This is a genomic window from Delftia deserti (assembly GCF_042653485.1).
Taxonomy (GTDB): Bacteria; Pseudomonadota; Gammaproteobacteria; order Burkholderiales; family Burkholderiaceae_C; genus Comamonas; species Comamonas acidovorans.
Window position 1 is genome coordinate 6,397,111 of the sequence record NZ_JBHSIH010000001.1, and the last position, 17,367, is coordinate 6,414,477.

16 protein-coding genes and 1 pseudogene are annotated in these 17,367 nt (G+C 65.1%); 6 read left to right on the forward strand and 11 right to left on the reverse strand.

Going from position 1 to position 17,367, the window contains the following annotated elements; translation table 11 throughout:
- Position 1: 1 nt before the first annotated feature.
- Positions 2-469, reverse strand: coding sequence for a hypothetical protein (locus ACFPFG_RS30105; RefSeq protein ID WP_374617791.1), 468 nt, complete (start codon positions 467-469; stop codon positions 2-4).
- Between the two features lie 407 nt (positions 470-876).
- Here ACFPFG_RS30105 and ACFPFG_RS30110 point away from each other — a divergent pair, with 407 nt between their 5' ends.
- Both ACFPFG_RS30110 and ACFPFG_RS30115 read left to right on the forward strand, forming a co-directional pair.
- A complete protein-coding gene (locus tag ACFPFG_RS30110; protein ID WP_380109561.1) occupies positions 877-2,808 on the forward strand; it encodes a midcut-by-XrtH protein in 1,932 nt (643 codons plus the stop codon).
- Positions 2,809-2,843: 35 nt separating this feature from the next.
- Positions 2,844-3,113 carry a type I secretion C-terminal target domain-containing protein gene (locus ACFPFG_RS30115; RefSeq protein ID WP_232245754.1) on the forward strand — a complete coding sequence of 90 codons (270 nt, stop codon included), beginning with the start codon at positions 2,844-2,846 and terminating at the stop codon, positions 3,111-3,113.
- A 237-nt stretch (positions 3,114-3,350) separates the two neighbouring features.
- Here the strand turns inward: ACFPFG_RS30115 and ACFPFG_RS30120 are convergent, their stop codons facing one another.
- From ACFPFG_RS30120 to ACFPFG_RS30140, 5 genes are all read right to left on the reverse strand, one after another.
- Positions 3,351-4,619, reverse strand: a complete 1,269-nt coding sequence (locus ACFPFG_RS30120) for a ferritin-like domain-containing protein (protein WP_183021819.1) — start codon at positions 4,617-4,619, stop codon at positions 3,351-3,353.
- An 8-nt stretch (positions 4,620-4,627) separates the two neighbouring features.
- Positions 4,628-5,494: a phosphate/phosphite/phosphonate ABC transporter substrate-binding protein gene (locus ACFPFG_RS30125; RefSeq protein WP_013801769.1), complete on the reverse strand. Its 867-nt coding sequence runs from the start codon at positions 5,492-5,494 to the stop codon at positions 4,628-4,630.
- A 63-nt stretch (positions 5,495-5,557) separates the two neighbouring features.
- Positions 5,558-6,667, reverse strand: coding sequence for an acyl-CoA dehydrogenase family protein (locus tag ACFPFG_RS30130; protein ID WP_183021818.1), 1,110 nt, complete (start codon positions 6,665-6,667; stop codon positions 5,558-5,560).
- Between the two features lie 286 nt (positions 6,668-6,953).
- Entirely contained in the window at positions 6,954-8,183 is a 1,230-nt protein-coding gene (locus ACFPFG_RS30135) for a sensor domain-containing phosphodiesterase (RefSeq protein ID WP_183021817.1), read from the reverse strand.
- Positions 8,184-8,575: 392 nt separating this feature from the next.
- Positions 8,576-8,878 (reverse strand): helix-turn-helix domain-containing protein, encoded by a 303-nt coding sequence (locus ACFPFG_RS30140; protein WP_232245756.1) that lies wholly within the window; start codon positions 8,876-8,878, stop codon positions 8,576-8,578.
- Between the two features lie 89 nt (positions 8,879-8,967).
- Between ACFPFG_RS30140 and ACFPFG_RS30145 the strand changes: the two genes are divergently transcribed.
- A complete protein-coding gene (locus tag ACFPFG_RS30145) occupies positions 8,968-9,684 on the forward strand; it encodes an aspartate/glutamate racemase family protein (RefSeq protein WP_183021816.1) in 717 nt (238 codons plus the stop codon).
- Positions 9,685-9,842: 158 nt separating this feature from the next.
- On the opposite strand, the gene ACFPFG_RS30150 is transcribed toward ACFPFG_RS30145, so the two are convergent.
- Positions 9,843-11,225 carry an aminotransferase-like domain-containing protein gene (locus ACFPFG_RS30150; protein WP_183021815.1) on the reverse strand — a complete coding sequence of 461 codons (1,383 nt, stop codon included), beginning with the start codon at positions 11,223-11,225 and terminating at the stop codon, positions 9,843-9,845.
- Positions 11,226-11,399: 174 nt separating this feature from the next.
- Between ACFPFG_RS30150 and ACFPFG_RS30155 the strand changes: the two genes are divergently transcribed.
- Entirely contained in the window at positions 11,400-11,633 is a 234-nt protein-coding gene (locus ACFPFG_RS30155) for a hypothetical protein (protein ID WP_012206300.1), read from the forward strand.
- Between the two features lie 74 nt (positions 11,634-11,707).
- Here ACFPFG_RS30155 and ACFPFG_RS30160 read toward each other — a convergent pair whose 3' ends face one another.
- The 3 genes and pseudogenes from ACFPFG_RS30160 to ACFPFG_RS30170 all read right to left on the reverse strand — a co-directional run bounded on the left by ACFPFG_RS30160 (position 11,708) and on the right by ACFPFG_RS30170 (position 13,676).
- The gene (locus ACFPFG_RS30160; RefSeq protein ID WP_380109566.1) at positions 11,708-12,934 is read right to left on the reverse strand and encodes a PQQ-dependent sugar dehydrogenase; all 1,227 of its coding nucleotides are present in this window, start codon (positions 12,932-12,934) and stop codon (positions 11,708-11,710) included.
- Positions 12,935-13,103: 169 nt separating this feature from the next.
- A pseudogene (locus tag ACFPFG_RS30165) lies at positions 13,104-13,190 on the reverse strand (VOC family protein); the annotation flags it as partial.
- A gap of 96 nt (positions 13,191-13,286) precedes the next feature.
- A complete protein-coding gene (locus ACFPFG_RS30170) occupies positions 13,287-13,676 on the reverse strand; it encodes a MerR family transcriptional regulator (protein ID WP_380109568.1) in 390 nt (129 codons plus the stop codon).
- Positions 13,677-13,751: 75 nt separating this feature from the next.
- Between ACFPFG_RS30170 and ACFPFG_RS30175 the strand changes: the two genes are divergently transcribed.
- Complete coding sequence (locus ACFPFG_RS30175) at positions 13,752-14,861, forward strand: SDR family oxidoreductase (protein ID WP_380109570.1); 1,110 nt, start codon at positions 13,752-13,754, stop codon at positions 14,859-14,861.
- Positions 14,862-14,873: 12 nt separating this feature from the next.
- Positions 14,874-15,818 (forward strand): oxidoreductase, encoded by a 945-nt coding sequence (locus tag ACFPFG_RS30180; RefSeq protein WP_380109572.1) that lies wholly within the window; start codon positions 14,874-14,876, stop codon positions 15,816-15,818.
- A gap of 45 nt (positions 15,819-15,863) precedes the next feature.
- On the opposite strand, the gene ACFPFG_RS30185 is transcribed toward ACFPFG_RS30180, so the two are convergent.
- Entirely contained in the window at positions 15,864-17,312 is a 1,449-nt protein-coding gene (locus ACFPFG_RS30185; RefSeq protein WP_312379370.1) for a DUF1501 domain-containing protein, read from the reverse strand.
- Positions 17,313-17,367: the final 55 nt, after the last annotated feature.

Consider the following 17,367-nt stretch of genomic DNA (forward strand, 5'->3'; position numbering starts at 1 on the left):
CTCAGCCAAGGAGCCACAGCAGCGCGGCTGCAGAGGCAAGAAGCAGGGCCGCAGCCAACCCCTGGCTGTACCGATGGTTCACGAACGCGGCCAATATGCAGCACGTGGCGCAGCCAAGGAAGAGCGCCGCACCGCTCCACGCTGCAAACCATTTGGAGAACAGCAACAGGCCCAGGCCCGCGAGTGCGCAGACTCCTGGTGCCTGCCAATTCCTTGGGCTGCTGTGGACGCCCTGCAGCCACCACAGCAGCAGCGACGCCACGAGCAGGCCGGGTCCGGCAAACCTGGGCCACCCTTCCAGCCAGGAAACGAACACCCGCTCCGTCCGAAATCTGTGGATGCTGATGACAAGCACTTCCCCTGTGCCTATCGCCGACCAGATGGCGCTGAAAAAGGACCAAGTGGCAGGCAGCAAAAGCAGCAGGCCGATTGCAAAGGCACATTTCGCCTGGGACTGTTCGGTGGTCATGGATGCAGGGGCAGCGCGCTGGGTGCAATCAGCCGGGGTTTGGTGAGAAGCCGGCATTCTTTCATGATCGACCGGCTGGGAAGCGCGACAGGCGCAAGCGCCACTTGAAGAGACGAATAAAGCAAAAGACTATGCCGCAGTCATGGCCTGCAATGGGTGCTCCAGGCCCGGCACGATGATGGTCTGTGCGCAGGGCCCTGCGCATGCTGTGCCTTTCAAGCACACGGGCGAATATCCGCAAGCCGTGGCGTGGAGTGATCTATGCAATTACCTGTTTTCAGGTATGTGCGCGATGCAGGCGACCGGATAAAGTAAGAAGTCGTCAGCAGAGCAGTCATTTGTAACCAGCCCCAAGGCGGCGCAAAGGTCTGCCTTGTCTTTTCTGTTCGTCTTTTCCGGCAAGGCCCATGCTGCAACGTTTCCATTTCCCCGCTCGTGGCGTCGGCTTCGTACAGGCGTGCAGCGCTCTTGCTGCTGCCGTTGCCTTGCCGGCCGCCCAGGCCCAGAGCATCACGGTGGCACCGCTGGCAGCCGTGACGCCGACGGCGATTCCTGTGGACCACCCTGGCGCTCTTGCGCTGCTGGCGTTGGCTTTGGGGGCCTGCCTTGTGCGGGGTGTGCAAAAAGGGCGGATCTCCCTGGTCGGCCTGCGTGCCTGGGCCATGGGCGGTGCTGTTGTCGTGACCGCGGCCACGGCGGTCTGGGGCGAGCGGGTGCAGGCCCAGATTCAGGAATTGCAGGAAGCCTTCAACCAGGCCGCAGGCGAGACGCTCACCGTTCCCGTGCAGACGACAGCGCTGGGTGCCGATGGTGCACCGCAGGGATTCCTGCCCGTGGTCTATCGCAACCAGACATCGGTGCGGCTGAAAATCACCGGCATCACGCACCCTGTGTGGAACACCTGCTTTCCGCTGGGCGTGCCCGGCGCGATTCCCTCGACGGCCCCACGTCCCGGCAGCGCCTGCGCAGTCGGCGCCGCGCTGGAGGCGGGCGATTCCTGCTGGGTGGACGTGGCGCAACTGTGCGCCGAGGCGGCGGATACCGTGCGCGGCAGCCATCCCAGCGTGCTCGTCCCCGATACCGTGAAGGTGGCCCCGGGAGGGCAAGGCACGGGCAACGTGCTGGTCAACGACGCCGATCCGGATGGCCCGCTGACCGTCACCCGCTTCACCTATGAAGGCCAGACCGTGGCGGCGGGCAGTTCCAGGACCGTGGCCGGGCGAGGCACTTTGGCGCTGCAGCCCAACGGCGCATTCACCTTCCAGGCGGATGCTGGCTACAGCGGCAACTACCCTCTGGTCATCGGCTATGCCACGCAGACAGGAGCATCCAGCACGTTGAGCATTTCCGTGAACCGGGCGCCCGTGGCCCACAGCGATACAGCTGCCACCAGCGCTGCTACGCCAGTCACCATTGCCGTGCGCAGCAATGACACGGATGCCGATGGCGACAGCCTCACCGTCACCGGCGTGAGCCAGGGCGCACAAGGCTCCGTGGTGATCGATGCCATCACGGGCAACCCTGTCTATGCGCCGAACAGCTGGTTTTCCGGCAACGACAGCTTCACCTACACCATCAGCGACGGCAATGGCGGTTCCGCCACGGCCAGCGTGACGGTGACTGTTCAAGCAGCGCCTGCCGGCAATCAGCCTCCGGTGGCCGTGGCGGATTCGATTTCCGTGGCCGAAGGGAGCACAGCCACCGTGTTGGTGGGGGGCTCGCCCAGCCTGCTGGCCAACGACACGGATCCTGACGGCGATCCGCTCGTCGCGGTGCTGGTGACAGGTCCTGTGCACGGAACCTTGGCCCTGAATGCGAATGGCACCTTCGGCTACACCCACAACGGCAGCGAGACGACTTCCGATAGCTTCACCTACCGTGCCAGCGACGGGCAGGCCATGGGAAACATCGTCACTGTTTCCATCACGGTCACTCCCGTGAACGATGCACCGGTCGCCGTGGCAGATCAATTGATGGTTGCCACGGACATCCCGCTGAGCATCAGCTTTGCCACGCTGCTGGCCAACGACACGGATGCTGACGGTGTCAACCTGACCATCACCTCGGTTCATGCGCCGGTCAATGGCAGCCTTGCATCGCAGGCGGGCGGGGTGCTGTTCACGCCCGCTGCAGGCTACGAAGGACCGGCCAGATTTCTCTACACCGTCAGCGATGAGCACGGCGCTACCAGTACCGCAACGGTCAATCTGTCAGTTGGAGCGGCCAGCGCTCCTTCGGTCGTTGTCCTGAAGTCCGCGCTGGCCATCGCGCACGGCACAGGCGGGACCAGCGTCAGGTTTCCGATCACCACGAAGCTGGTGGATACGGATGGCTCGTAGACCCTGTCGATCAGGATCAGTGGAGAGCGGCGGCTATGCGGGCAGCTCGGCCAACGAATACGTCACGGCTGCCGCGGGAACCCCTGCACTTCGAGATCACGGGAGGCGATACCTGGGTCCATGTCAGCCACGCGGGCGGCTTCGGTGCAGACTCCCATGCGGTGGGTGCAAGCTACTGGGCATCTGCCTGGACCCAGCAGATCATCCTGGAAGGCGTGAATCTGCAGACGCTGTATTCCGGTGCCACCACGGATCAGCAGATCATCACCCAGCTGCTGAACAACAATAAATTGATGGTGGATTGAGGCTGCCGTTCGGGCGTCGCCGTGCGAGAAATGCTCCCGCAGCTCAACGCCGCTCTTGTGCAGGCGCAGACTGCTCCTGGCCCGCCTTGGTCGCGCGGGGCGGTGCCACCGGCATGGGAAACCCGACAAGCGCGAGCGCCACTGCGAAAGGCAGCAGGCAGTAGAAGAGCACGCGCTTGAGCTTCATTCGCCGGAATTGAGGGGGCTTGCGCAGCCTTCAAGTGGGCTGTGCCCCGTCTACATGAAATTCCTCGTATGCAGCGAAGCCAGCCGCTCTGCGTGTTCCCGCTCGAACCCCAGCCGCAGCAGCTTGGAAAACCGGCCATCGGCCATGTCGCGCATGAGCTGCTGCACGCGGGCGGCGCCCCGGGCCAGGGCTTCGGGGGTGAGGGCGCCGGCGGCGATGAGGATCAGGGCGTCGAAGACTTCCTCGTTCAGGCCCGAGGTGCCGGCCAGGTTGTCGAAGCGCTGCTCCACGGCCTGGGCCAGCTGGTGCTGGAAGCCGGGCTCGTGCTGCAGGCGGTACAGCAGGTGGGACATGCCCAGGGCCACATGGCGCGCCTCGTCGCGCGCGGCCAGGCGGCAGATCTGGCGGGTGAGGGGGTCGGGCGCCTCGGTCTGCAGGAACTGCAGCAGGTGCACGAAGGTACCTTCGCCCAGCACCGACAGCAGGAAGCCCGCCACGGAAAAATCCGTCTCGTCCAGCAGGCTCTTGAGCGAGGCCTGACCGCCCGCCGTGGACAGGGCGGGCTCGCGGCCGTGGCGGCGGATGCGGCGCGTGAAGACATCGATATGTCGCGCCTCGTCGGCCACCTGGATGGCCAGCGCCGCCTGCAGCTCGCGGTAGTGCGGGTGCAACTGGCCCAGGAAGCGCGCAGGCACCAGCAGGGCCGCGTTCTCGTTCTCCACCATATAGGTCATGAGCTGGACGATGGCGTCCTCCACGGGAGCGGGCAGCTCGGGTGCATCGCACCAGTCGATGTCGGTGTCGGCATTCCACTGCGCGGCCACGGCCTGGGCGTAGAGGTCGGCGGCGCTGTCGGTCCAGACCTGCAGCTTGTCGCTGAGCCGGAAATGGAAGGCCGGAGCCCCGGCTTCCACCTGCGCGCCCCGCGCCGCCAGGCCCCAGAACGGCTGGGCCTGCGCGGCCACGGCATCGCTGCCCGCGCGTGCATCGCTGCGGCCCGTGTGCGCCGCGCCGCGCCAGCGCCCGGCCTGGGCGCCGCCGCGCGCGACGATGGCCATGGCCTGTGCAGCACCCGCGCCGTCCTCCCAGCGCAGGCCGTGGCCCTGGTCGCGGCACCAGCCCGACAGCTGGGCCTGCCAGCCCGGCGCGCTGCCGGTCACGCGCAGCTGCCCGCCCACGGGCAGCGCGGCCAGCGCGTGCTTGACCAGAAGATGGGCACCGGCATCGAAGCCCAGGCCCTGCAGGTCGATGACAGGCAGATCGGCGACCGGCATATCGGTCAGTGGCTGGGCGGGACTGGAGGAATCGGGCATGGCCATGGCGCGTGTCAGTAACGGTAGTCCTGCACGGTGATGCGGCCTTCGGCGTCGTAGAAGGCCTCGTCCGTCACCGCGCGTTCCAGCAGGCCGTAGCCCGTGCCTCGGCCCGGGTGCCAGACTTTCAGGCCTTCCAGTTCCAGCAGCGGGCGCACGGCCGCGTCGTCCCAGGACATGGCCAGCAGGATGTCGCGGAAGGCGGCGGCGCGTTCGGCATCGATGTGCGGGCCGGCCGTCATGTTGCAGTGGTCGAACGCGCCCGAGGTGGCCAGCACGCGCGTGCCACCGGCCGGCAGCGTGCCCTCGCGCGCAAAGGCCTGGTAGTTCTTGCCAACCATCCACGATGCCTGGATCTCGCCGGCCACCATGGCGGCGGCGGCCAGGCGCTCGCCGCCGATGTGGTCGCCATGCTTGCCGCCCAGCACGTCGAAGCGGCGCGCCGTGTAGTCGCGCCCGGCCACCAGCCCTTCCTGGCGCAGATGGTCCAGCGGGATCAGCGTGGCCTGGGGCGAGTCCACCGCACCGAATCCCACGGTCTTGCCGCGCAGGTCCTGCACGCTCTGGATGGGGCTGTCGGCGGGCACGACCAGCAGCGAATGCAGGTCCAGGTCGGTATCGCGCATGGCGATGGACTCCACGCGCAGGCCGCGCGCGCGGGCCATGCGGTCGGCACGCACAAAGGCCAGCGGCGAGTTCCAGGCCAGGTGCACATCGCCTGCGATCAGCGCCTCGGTCAGCGACTCGTAGTTGGAATAGAGCACGTAGTCGAAGTAGTAGCCGCGCTCGATGAAATATGCCTTGAAGCCTTCCCAGATGGTGATCACCTTGGGGGCGTAGGCCACGGCGCCGAGCTTGATCACGGGGGCGGTTGTCGTCATTCGGAAGTCCTTTGCTGGATGGGGGAGGGTGGTGAAGCGATCGACGGGTTCTGCCGTTCAGGTTCAGGCGGCGGCGTCGCACATGCCTTTGCCGAGCATGTCGTAGATCACGTCGGTGGTGGGCGCCATGACCGAGGCGGCACGCGCATCGCGGAACAGGCGCTCTATGCCCAGCTCCTTGCGGAAGGCGGCGCCACCGCACACGCGCATGGCAATGTCGGTCACCTCCAGCGCGGCTTCGGCGGCGGCGGCCTTGGTCTGCAGCAGTCGCGTGCGCGTGTCGGCTCGGGCGGCCTGCACGGCGGCCACGGTGTCGTCGCGCAGCAGGCGGGCCTGTTCCAGGCGAAGCTGGGCGCGGGCCAGGTAGGCGCGGATGGTGGGCAGGTCGGCCAGCGAGCTGCCGCTTTCCGCAAAGCGCGTGCCCGCCACATGGGCCACGGCGCGGCGCAGTGCGCCCTGCATCAGGCCGATGGAGGTGGTGGCGATCAGTGTGGGGAAAAACGGCATCAGGTGGCGGCCCTTCACGGCCTCGCCCTCGCCATCGGCACCCAGCATGCGGGCGCGCGGCACACCCACATCGCGCGCCTCGATGGGCGACGACGCATTGCCGCGCAGCCCCATGCCGTTGAAGCGCCCGGGAATGGACAGCCCCGGCAGGCGGCTGTCCACCAGCCACAGCGTATTGCCCTCGCCCTGCGTGGCGCGCGAGATCCAGACATAGGAATCGGCCTCGCCGGCCGAGGTGATCATGCTCTTGAGCGCATTCAGGTGGATGACATCTTCGGCTGCGGTGGCCGTGCCCGTGGGCGCCCAGATATGGCTGCGCGATCCCGCCTCGGACACGGCCAGCGTGGTGATGTGGCGGCCGGCGGCAATGTCGCGGCGCACCTCGTCATCGGCAAAGGGCTCGATCAGTGCCACGCCGCAGTAGTGCATGGTCAGCACCATGGCCGTGCAGGGGCAGTCCTGGGCAATGCGCTCGATGACCTGCACCGCCTCGGCCAGGCCCTTGCCCCGGCCGCCCACCTCGCTGGCGCTGATCAGGCCCAGCAGGCCGGCTGCGGCCAACGCATCCAGCGCAGCGCGCGGGTAGCGCGCCTGCTCGTCAATCTGCGCGGCCTGGGGCGCGATGATCTCGCGCATGAGGGGTTCGAGTTGCTGCAAAACTTCCATCTGGGTTCACCGTAGGCATGCCCATGGCCGCCTGCCGGGAGGCACTTGCTGGAAGTCTGGGGAAATGCTGGAGCGCCGCGATGGCCGCTGGACGCGCCTGCCGCATGCAGACCTGCAATGGCGGATGGGCTGGGGTAAAGAATGGGAAAGATTATGCGCCGGGTGCGCGACGGCCGGGCGCAATTGCCGGTGGCACTTGATATCGGTCAATTGGTGGCTGGGCACTGCCTTCGGCGGTTTCGGCCAACAGTCGGCCAGGCAAGGACGCCGGCAGGAAGATCGTGGCCTATATTGCAGCGCCCATTGCCAGCGCCTCTTGCGGCCCTATCGGCTTGGCAAAAAAGTAGCCCTGGGCCAAATCCACGCCCAGGCTCGCCAGAGTGTTGAATTCCTCGGCAGTCTCCACGCCCTCGGCAACCACCACGCTTCCTATCTCGTGCGCGAAGCTCGTGAGGCCCTTGGCCAGCGCACGGCGGCTGCGGTCGGTATCGACGTCGTGCGTGATGCTCATGTCCAGCTTGATCATGTCCGGTTGCAGATGCAGGATGTGCCGCATGCTGGAATATCCGGCCCCTGCATCGTCGACTGCCAAGGTCGCGCCCCGGCGCCGCAGCGGCGCCAGGGCATCAGCCAAAGCCCTGTAGTCATCCACGGCGGCATGCTCCGTGATTTCCAGCGTCACGCGTGAGAGATCCCGATCCGAACCCAGAAGCCTGGGCAACTGCCCCGACTGGATCAACTGCGGTGAGCAGTTGACGGCGACCAGCCAGTCGGTGGGCAGGCTGCCAAGTGCGCCAAGCGCTGTGTCGATCGCATGGCGCTCCAGCTCCAGCCCCAGCCCCACCTCGTGCGCTGCCTTGAACCACTGGTCGGGCGGGCGACGTGGCTCCAGGTCAAAGCGTGACAGACATTCGAAGCCGTGCAGCTTTCCTGTCGCGATGGTGTATACGGGCTGAAATACAGGGCGCAGCGCATTGCCTTGCATTGCAAGTCGAATTTCGTGGGTTACTTTGTCTCTTGCATGCCGGACGGCAGAAGTTGCACTGAAATGAAGTCCCAATAAATCGGAGAATGCGCGCAGCAGCGACATATCGTGCACACTCAGCGCAGGATTGGGCTGGTGGCTGAAGCAGCACAAAGTGCCGAACAGTTGGTTGTCATCCAGACGGATGGGGACGCTCAGGTGCGAACCGATAGGAATGGTGTGCGTTTCCGGTATCTCCTGGGCAGCGGGTAACAGGGATGTGTCGGGAATCAGCTCTGGCAGCTCGCCATTGACCACTTTCTGGCAATAGCCCTCGCTCAATGGAATCTTCTGATGCCGAAAAATCACTCCGGCAGTGCTCTCGTCCACATGCTCCAGCACCCGATCCGCTTCCCGGAATCGGGCCACAAAGGCTACGTCCATGCCGAGATGCCGCCGAACGACAGACAGAACACGGTCGACTCCATCCAGTTCAATGGCGAAAGCGAAAATTCTGCTCAAAGGTGCGAATGTGGATTTACGAAGGGTCATTTCGTTGATCTGCTCTATCAGATGTGTACGCACATTAAATTCACATGCTGCCTGCGGGTTGGCTATCCTCTGTTCCGAGTGCGATGGCAATCGGTGCGGTATGGCTTGCTAAAGGGAATGAATTATCATTAACCCGATCCATTGACCGGTGCACGGCAAAGTATGGTTGCCGCGCGATCACACCCCCAATCTCAACCCCCAATCGCAGCCCAGAGCAGTAGCGAGAAGAACAGACATGAGTATGCGCGGTTGAAGTGCGCAGGTCGAGTCCGTCTGTTCGGATTGACAATAGTTATGAAAATCCAACACGGGCCGCTGAAAGTGCCTGGCACTCCCTGGAAAGCCCGTGAGGCCCTATGTCCTGGCTGTGACTGTCTCATGTGCTCCATCGGTCACTGCTTGCCCGTGTGACGAATGCGGGCCAGGTACTGGCCCGGCGTCAGCCCCAGAGTTTTGCGGAAAGCCGCTCCCATGTGCGACTGATGGCCGAAGCCGCAATCGTGGGCGATACCAGCCAGGGAATGGGCACCCGCCTGCATCATGGGGCGGGCCGCCGGTACGCGGGTTTCCACAAGATAGGCATGCGGCGTCATGTCCGGCAGCTGGGAAAACTCGCGCAGAAACTGCAGCGGCGTGCGGTGGATCATCCGGGCCAGCTGCGCAAGGCTCAATGGCTGTGCAAAATCGGCCGCCATGCGCTCCAGGACAGGGCGGCACCGGGCGCAAGGCCTCGACGCCGGCGGTGGGCGCGTTGCATTGCCGAGCCATGAAGCACACTACAGGCATGAACTCAAACCACACGGAAATTCACCGCGTCATCGGTCTCATCGGTGGCATGAGCTGGGAGTCCAGCGCCGAGTACTACCGGCTCATCAATCAGGGCGTGCGTGACAGGCTGGGTCCGCTGCGCTCTGCAAAACTGCTCATGTACAGCGTGGATTTTGGCCCCATCGAGCTGGCCCAGCATGAAGGCCGATGGGACGACGCGGCCGCCTTGCTGGAGGATGCCGCGCGACGGCTGCAGCAGGGCGGGGCGGACGGCGTGCTGCTGTGCACCAACACCATGCACAAGCTGGCGGATCGCATTGCGGCAGCGGTGCGCATCCCTTTCCTGCACATTGCCCAGCCGGTAGCCGACGCAGCCCGCACAGGCGGCTACCGGAAGCTGGGGCTGCTGGGCACACGCTTCACCATGGAGCAGCCCTTCATGCGTGAGCGGCTGCAGCAGCAGGGTCTGGAGGTGCTGGTGCCGCAGGAGGCGGACCGCGCCGAGGTGCACCGCATCATCTACGAGGAACTGTGCACGGGCCGGATTCTTGAAGAGTCGCGGCGCACCTACCAGCGCATCATGGCGCAGCTGGCCGGGCAGGGCGCGCAGGCCATGGTGCTGGGCTGCACGGAAATCAGCCTGCTGGTGCAGCAGGAGCATTGCCCCGTGCCCGTGCTGGATACCACCGCCCTGCATGCGCAGGCGGCGGTGGACTTCGCTCTGGCGCCTTGAACGGCCAGCGAGCCATGCCCAGGTCTGCTTTCAAAGGCGTGCACCCCCCGGGTTGCCGGGCGCCTTGAGCCGTTGTGGCAACCCATCGGCGCAACGCCTCACGCCTCACGCCTCACGCCTCACGCCTCACGCCTCACGCCTCGGTGCGCGCTGAACCGCTAAACCACGGCAGCACTGAACGACTCGGGCAGGCGCGCAAGCAGGTGCGACAGCCGTTGAAGCCCTGCCTGCAGGCGTCCACGGTCCTTGATGCTGCCCAGGGAGATGCGGATGGCATTCACGGATTCGCCGCCGGTGGCGAAGGCCTGTGCCGGCGTGACGGCGATGCCCTCGCTGTCGGCGGCACGCGCAAGCTGCGAGGAACTCCAGTAGCTGGGCAGCTCCAGCCACACATGCAGGCCGTCTCCCGCGCCGCTGTACCGGCCCGCCAGCACATCCCTGGCCATCAGGTGGCGCAGGCGCGCCTCCTTGCGCACGCCTTCCATCAATTTTCCGGCCGAACCGTCGAGGATCCACTGCGTGGCCAGGGCGGCCGTCAGCGGCGTGGCCATCAGCGCAAAGGATCTCAGCGCGACAAGGAAGCGCTGGCGCTCGTGCGGGTCAGGCAGGAGCACGAAGGCCACCCGCAGACCGGGCGTCAGGCATTTCGAGAGGGTGGAGATGTAGTACACCTGCTCCGGGGCAAACCTGGCGATCGGCGGCGGCGGGGCATCGGCCAGCAGCCAGTAGGGATCGTCCTCGACGATGCGCACATGGCAGCGCTTTGCGATGCTGGCGATCTCCTGGCGCCGGTCCTCGGCAAGCGTGATGGCGGTCGGGTTCTGCAGCGTGGGGTTCAGGTAGACCAGCCCGGGCCTGTGCTGTCGGCATGCCTGCTCAAGCCGCTCGGGCATGATCCCCTGGCTGTCCGCTTGCACCGCAATGATGCGCCGGCCGAACTGGGCCGCTGCGGCACGCAGGCCGGGATAGCTGGTGGGCTCGGTCAGGATCACATCGCCAGGCTCCGTCAGCGCAAGCACCAGGGCGGCAATCGCCGCCTGCGCGCCCGGGCAGACCACCAGCTGCCGGGCATCCACATCTCCGAACATGGGCTGCAGCCACCTGGCTCCCGCCTTGCGGTCTGAGTCGCTTCCCCCGCCCAGGTGGTAGGTCATGAGCAACTGGGCATCCGCACCCATCAGCACTTGAGACAGGCCCTGCTTCAACATGTCGTCCAGGTCCACGCCAGCCGGCGGTGGCGGGGTGTTCATGCTCAGGTCCAGCACGGCGTTCAGCTCCACCTTGGGCGCCGCGACATAGGTGCCTCTGGCGCCGCGTCCTTCCAGCAGCTGGCGGCGCCTGGCTTCGTCGTAGGCGCGCGTGACCGTCGTCAGGTCCACATCCAGCTGGGCCGCCAGCCGGCGTTGTGGGGGCAGGCGGTCACCGGGCTTCAGCGATCCGTCTGCCAAGGCTGCCTGCAAGGCATCGGCGATCTGCAGGAATCGGGGGCCGCCCTGCACGGCCAGTTGCGGCAACCAGAGGGGCAAAGGCTCATCTTGCATGGATTTAAGCGGCGACGTATGGGTTCATGTATGGAAATTGCTTTTGGGTAGTATGCGCCACAAGGTGTGGCAGTACCGTGCTTGCATGGCCGTCGCTGACGCTCTCGCCTTCCATGTCCGGGAGGGGGGCTCCTCACCATGGACAGCGCCAAGTCATTGGCTGGAAGCTCTCAAATGATCGATTGGGTCCCCATAGTCTTCGTCACCTTCAAGGTGCTCGTGTTCGGCACGGCCATGTTCTTCGCCATCAAGTGGCATTACGACCAGGGCAAGAAGAAGGGGGCGAGCCGGCGTGAGCTGCTCATTGCCAGCGGCAAGATCGTTGCCGTCTTCACGCTGCTGCTGCTGTGCGTGCTGCTCTTCACCTTCGGCCTGGCCACCATGCTGGGCATGGACCTGAGCCTTTGATGGCAGGTGGCGCTGCCAGCGCCGGGCCTGCTGCCCGCAGGCCGTGCCCAGCGCGGCAACCATTCCCCAGCTGCCTACTTCGGTGTGAGCCGATACAGACCGCCCTTGCGGTCGTCCTCGATCAGCCACAGCGCACCATCCGGCGCCTGCGCCACGTCGCGGACGCGAAAGCCTACCGTCCAGTGCTCGGCAGGCGTGGCGCTCGCGCCGTTCACCTCGATCCGGTGCAGGGCGCGGGTCAGCAGGCCGGACGCGAAGGCTGAGCCCTTCCACTGCGGAAACATCTCGCCGCTGTAGAACATCAGGCTGCCCGGCGCGAAGACAGGCGTCCAGTAGATCACGGGCTTGGTGAGGTCCGCTCGCGTATCCGGGCTGGCAATCGGCACGCCGTTGTAGTTCACCGCATAGGAGACCAGCGGCCAGCCATAGTTCTTGCCCGGCTCGATCAGGTTGAGCTCATCGCCGCCGCGCGGCCCATGCTCAAGCTCCCAAAGACGCCCATCCGGCGCGAACGCCAGGCCGTAGGGCGTGCGATGCCCCGTGGACCAGGTCTCGGACGGCGTCGGATTCGGACCGTCAAAGACAAACGTGCGCAACACCGGCGCGGTCTTGGCGGCCTCTGTGTCCTTGGGCGGATCAATCACAGGAACCGACGTCGCGCCGGTCTGCCCTTCCATCGGATTGCCGGGCGCGGGCTTGCCGTCCAAGGTCAGCCGCAGGATCTTGCCGGCCGGCTGATTCGGGTCCTGGGCAGGCGTGAAGCGCTGCCGGTCCCCGGCCGTGAGGAACAGAAACTTCCGGTCCGGCGAAAAAGCCACGGCGGCACCCACCTGCCCGCCCTTGCCCTTGACGGGGTCGCGCCAGATGACCTTGAGGCCGTCCAGCGCAGCGGTGCCGGCACCGATTCTGAGCGTGGCGCGCGCGAGCGCCAGGCTTGAGGTGCCGCGGATTTCTCCGGACTCCGAATAGGTCAGGTAGATGGCCCCGTCGCTCGCATACGAAGGGGCCAGGTAGACGCCCAGCAGGCCGTTCTGGTTTTCATGCAGCACGGGCGGCACGCCGGTGACTTCGAGCTTTTGCCCGTCCTGGGCCGCGAGAAACAGCTTGCCAACCTTCTCGGTGACCAGCATGCGCCCGTCCGGCAGGAAGGCGATGCGCCAGGGCAGATCGAATTGCGCGACCTTGGTGAGCTTGAACGGAGGCGATGCAGTGGCAGGCAGCGTTCCCGCATTGATCTGCGCCAACACGGGGGTTGCAACCATGAGCAACCAGGGGATGAGTCCAGACTTCGGCAATCGCATGCTTTGCTCCGCAGTGGGGGATGGGACAGTATCCGTGCATCACCGCGGCACCGCCGAATGCACCGCCGAATTCCAGGCTGAAGGTGCGCCACTTGGCATGCGTGACCAGCATGACCTGGATCGCCTCGCTCCAGACCATGGCGGAACCATCCTCACTGCTGAACTGCGGGTTCTGGCTGAAGCCCAGCGCCTTGTAGAAGGCGGTGGAGGCGCCGAGGTCGGTCACGGGGAGACTGATGAAGAGGGACTTGGTCATGCTTGGCTCCGTGTGCGGGGCTGCAGTTCTGCTGGGTGCAGGACTGCTCGGTCAGAATATCCATCATGCAGCACCTGCACTCCGGATGCTGCCCCATTAATTGGAAGAGCCATTGAGCTGCTGAAGCTCAAGTTGCCTGGCCGCACTGGCTTCAAGGTTTGCGCGCTCCGCGTCCAAATACCGATAAATGCTCTTGAGGTCAGTGATTTTCTTTTTGATTTCCGCCATCTTCTTTTCAATCAGTCTTGCACCCCCGGCGCAATCTATTGACTTGTTTCTCTGCGCATTCAGAATTTCGCCTATTTCCCCAAGAGAAAAACCCATGCTTTGTGCTCGCTGGATAAAGTCCAGGTCTTGCAGGGTTTGCGGTGTGTAAACGCGATAATTGTTGGTTCGCCGCAAGGGTGAAATAAGGCCGATTTTCTCGTAATAGCGCAAGGTATGGCGCGTGGCGCCGCTGCGGACCTCAAGTTCCCCGATATTCATGGAAAAAATCGCTTGACTGTAGAGTTGAGTCGACAGTCTACACTTGGTTTTTTCATCGTGCCAAGGAGCAGAAAAATGAGCGTGGAGTGCTTTGTTACGGGAGGGACGGGCTTCATCGGCCAGCATTTGCTGTCGTACCTGAGCGCGAAAGGTCACACCATTCGGGTGCTGATGCGTCGCCCGGAGCGCCTCGCTGAACTGCGCCAGCAGGTCGAGAGTCTGGGTGGCGTCGCAGCCCGCGTCTTTGCCGTAGCAGGCGATCTGGAGCAAGAAAACCTTGGTCTGAGCCTTGCGGATAGAGAGGTCCTGCGGCAGGCCAAGGTCGTATTCCATCTGGGAGCCCACTTCGCCTGGGGCCTTTCGATGGCGCATGCACGTGCAGTGAATGTGGAAGGGGCAAGGCGCGTGGCGCAGTTGGCGGCCGAGCAAGAGAGCCGGTTGGTGATGATCGGCGGCTACATGCTGAAAAACAATGAACATCTGCAACGCATCGGGATTGATCCCGGCCATCCGGAGCTGACGGATTGGCCTGCCATCTATCGCCAAGTCGGTGCTTACGAGGCGAGCAAGCTGGAGGCGCATTTCGCCACCCTCAGCTGCATGAATGCCAAGGGTGGAGAGATGACCGTTGTACACCCCGCCACGGTTTGCGGTCATAGCCGCACGGGGCATATCGCGGATGGCCAGCCGCTGGTGGATCTCATACGCAATCTGGTGCAGGGAAAGCTGGCTGCAGTACCCGGTACTGCCGCGCACTGGTTGCCACTGGTCACTGTGGATTATCTGGTCGAGTTGGTGGCGGCTTGCGCCTTTGATCCTTCCATGGTGGGCCAGGAACTGCTGGCCCTCGATGCCCGGAGCCCCGGCTTGCAGGAACTTCTCGCGCAGGTGGCACAACCTTTGGGGCTGAAGGCGCCCGGGCGTCATATTCCGCTGCGATTGCTGAAATGGCTTCTGGGTATTCCTCCCATCGCTAGGTTTTTGAATACCAGCGCCGAGGCCCTGGATTTTATCCAGACAACCCGTTTTGACACGACGGAAGTGGAGCAATTTGCCCAAAGGCATGGAATCACAAAGCCGGATATGCGCCAGTCGTTGAGGAATACTGCAATATATGTCAACTCATATTGCATTCCAAAAGGCAAGGCCCGCCGACTTGCCCCTCCACTGCGCAGAACATCATAATCACCGCTTTCAATGGTGCCCGAGTTGGCGCTGCGCACCAAGGTCAAGGAGCTCGTTTCAGTGAATCAACCAACCCATCCACGCATTGCGGTGCTGGGGCCCGGGGCAATCGGGACAACGGTTGCTGCTGCGCTGCATGAAGTCGGTCGCACGCCGTTGCTGTGCGGTCGTACGCCGCGCGACAGCCTGACGCTGCACGGCAGCGGTCTTCGCATCGTGGTTCCCGGCCCGGTCAGAACGGACCCGGCCCAGGTCGAAGGTCCGGCGGACCTTGTTTTTCTCGCGGTCAAGGCGACTCAAACTGCTGCGGTTGCGCATTGGCTGGCGGCGTTGAGCGGTCCGCAAACCGTCGTGTGTGTCCTGCAAAACGGGGTTGAGCAGGTGGAGAGTGTCACCCCGCTGTGCCCGCAGGGGCGAATCGTTCCCGCAGTCGTGTGGTTCCCTGCACAGGCGCAACCCGACGGGTCGGTGCTCTTGCGCAGCGACGCCCGGATCAGCCTGCCTGACGAGGCTGCGGCCCTCGTGGTCGCGCAGGCACTGCAAGGCACCCGATGCTCGGTAGACCTGGTTTCGAATTTCAAATCCCTGGCGTGGCAAAAGCTGCTGCAGAACGCAGCGGCCGGGCTCATGGCACTCACGCATCGCCGCTCGGGCATGTTCGGCCGGCACGATATTTCGACGCTCGCTCTGGACTATTTGAGGGAGTGCCTGGCCGTGGCACGTGCCGAAGGTGCTGAACTGGGCGATGAGGTCCCGCAGGCGATCCTCGACAAGTTCCAGGCATTCCCGGCCGACCTGGGCACGTCCATACTGGCGGATCGTGAGGCAGGCCGGCCGCTCGAATGGGATATCCGCAACGGTGTCATCGCGCGCCGCGGCCGGGCGCGCGCAGTTCCGACACCGATTGGTGATGTCCTGGTGCCACTTCTCGCCGCAGCGAGCGACGGCCCCGGCTGATCTTCGTGCCTTGACCACAAAGCCCGCCATCGCAAAAGCAAGGCTTCAGCCCATGAACCCCAGATCGATGGGATATGCCGAGCCGCCGAAGTTGCCGATGTGCGGCAGCACCCCCGCCAGCTCGGTATTCGCCACGCCGAACCAGCGCGCCAGGGTGGCGGCGTACTGGTCCACGGCGGTGCTGGGCAACAGGCGCCCCTGGCCGACGTGCCACTGGTCTTCGCTGCCGCTGCCGTTGCCCACGCTGATGGGCGGTGGCGCGCCATAGAAGGACGCGCCACGCACTGCGCCGCCCACCACGAAGTGGTGGCTGCCCCAGCCATGGTCCGAGCCGTCGCCGTTGGAGGTCAGCGTGCGGCCGAAGTCCGACGCGGTGAAGGCCGTGACCTTGTCGGCCACGCCGAGTTCGGCCGTGGCGTTGTAGAAGGCCGTCATGGCGCTGCTCACCTTGCTGAGCAGTTGCGGCTGGTTGGCGATCAGGTTGTCGTGCAGGTCGAACCCGCCCAGCGAGACGAAGAACACCTGCCGGCGCGTGCCCAGCGCGTTGCGTCCGGCGATGAGCCTGGCCACCACCTTGAGCTGGTCGGCCAGCGGGTTGCTGGCAGGGAAGGCGGTGGACAGGCTGGCGCTGGAAAGGGCCGAAGAGATCTGCCCTTCGGCACTGATGGAGCGCTGCGTGACGCGGGCGTACTCGGCCTCCATCGCGTGGGGGCCGACCGTCTGCACCAGCTCGCTCAGCAGGCCGCGCACGGCGGTCGATCCATAGACGCTGGCGCCCTTGACCGCGTTGATGGGCACGGCGCCGCTCGGGCTGATCTGGTACTGCAGTGCCTGGTCGCCTGAAAGAAACACGGCGTTGCCGGTGGCCGAGATGCAGGTGAAGAGCGACGTGGCGTTGGCCGACAGCGCCAGATCGCCCAGGTTGCCGCCCCAGCCCACGGTGGAGCCTTCGGCGCCCTGCGACTGCCAGACCGACTGCTGGTCGTTGTGCGAGAAGAGCTTGGGCGGCAGCGGGTAGCTGCGCCGGTCGCCACTGGTGTATTGGGCCCGCGTGAGCGGCACCAGCAGCGGGCCGACGTTCAGTTGCACGGCCGCACGGCCCGCGTTGAAGAGGCCGGCCAGGCCCGTCATGGACGGGTGCAGCGCGTACTGCATGCCCCCGGCCAGTGCCGTGCGTGGCTGCAGCAGCGTATTGCCCAGCGCGGCGCGGGCCAGGGCAATGCCACCGGCCGTGCCGTCGCTGTTGCCGCCGCGGATGGTGGAGTACTGCCCGTAGCGGGTGCTGTCGTAGGGCACGACGGTGTTGGCGTAGTCGCAGCCGCCGTAGAGGAAGACGCAGACCAGCGCCTTGTAGTCGTTCGCCTCGAAGGCGGCGGCCTCGCCCAGCGCGGCGAGGTTCAGGGCGAAGGGCAGGGCGGTGCCGGCGGCGGCCAGTTGCGTGCTGCGGCGCAGGAATGCGCGGCGCGTGTGGCGGGCGGGGTCGATGAAATTCATGGCGATATCGCTTTGCTTTGCAGACGTTCGGTCACCTGTTCGGTCACTTGTTGGG

Bases quoted from the DNA above. Each gene is read 5' to 3' on its own strand.
- ACFPFG_RS30175 (WP_380109570.1), top strand. From the start codon at position 13,752: ATGAGCGTGGAGTGCTTTGTTACGGGAGGGACGGGCTTCATCGGCCAG.
- ACFPFG_RS30160 (WP_380109566.1), bottom strand. From the start codon at position 12,934: ATGCGATTGCCGAAGTCTGGACTCATCCCCTGGTTGCTCATGGTTGCA.
- ACFPFG_RS30140 (WP_232245756.1), bottom strand. From the start codon at position 8,878: ATGGCGGCCGATTTTGCACAGCCATTGAGCCTTGCGCAGCTGGCCCGG.
- ACFPFG_RS30180 (WP_380109572.1), top strand. From the start codon at position 14,874: ATGGTGCCCGAGTTGGCGCTGCGCACCAAGGTCAAGGAGCTCGTTTCA.
- ACFPFG_RS30115 (WP_232245754.1), top strand. From the start codon at position 2,844: ATGCGGGCAGCTCGGCCAACGAATACGTCACGGCTGCCGCGGGAACCC.
- ACFPFG_RS30145 (WP_183021816.1), top strand. From the start codon at position 8,968: ATGAACTCAAACCACACGGAAATTCACCGCGTCATCGGTCTCATCGGT.
- ACFPFG_RS30170 (WP_380109568.1), bottom strand. From the start codon at position 13,676: ATGAATATCGGGGAACTTGAGGTCCGCAGCGGCGCCACGCGCCATACC.
- ACFPFG_RS30130 (WP_183021818.1), bottom strand. From the start codon at position 6,667: ATGGAAGTTTTGCAGCAACTCGAACCCCTCATGCGCGAGATCATCGCG.
- ACFPFG_RS30105 (WP_374617791.1), bottom strand. From the start codon at position 469: ATGACCACCGAACAGTCCCAGGCGAAATGTGCCTTTGCAATCGGCCTG.
- ACFPFG_RS30185 (WP_312379370.1), bottom strand. From the start codon at position 17,312: ATGAATTTCATCGACCCCGCCCGCCACACGCGCCGCGCATTCCTGCGC.
- ACFPFG_RS30150 (WP_183021815.1), bottom strand. From the start codon at position 11,225: ATGCAAGATGAGCCTTTGCCCCTCTGGTTGCCGCAACTGGCCGTGCAG.
- ACFPFG_RS30155 (WP_012206300.1), top strand. From the start codon at position 11,400: ATGATCGATTGGGTCCCCATAGTCTTCGTCACCTTCAAGGTGCTCGTG.
- ACFPFG_RS30110 (WP_380109561.1), top strand. From the start codon at position 877: ATGCTGCAACGTTTCCATTTCCCCGCTCGTGGCGTCGGCTTCGTACAG.
- ACFPFG_RS30125 (WP_013801769.1), bottom strand. From the start codon at position 5,494: ATGACGACAACCGCCCCCGTGATCAAGCTCGGCGCCGTGGCCTACGCC.
- ACFPFG_RS30120 (WP_183021819.1), bottom strand. From the start codon at position 4,619: ATGGCCATGCCCGATTCCTCCAGTCCCGCCCAGCCACTGACCGATATG.
- ACFPFG_RS30135 (WP_183021817.1), bottom strand. From the start codon at position 8,183: ATGACCCTTCGTAAATCCACATTCGCACCTTTGAGCAGAATTTTCGCT.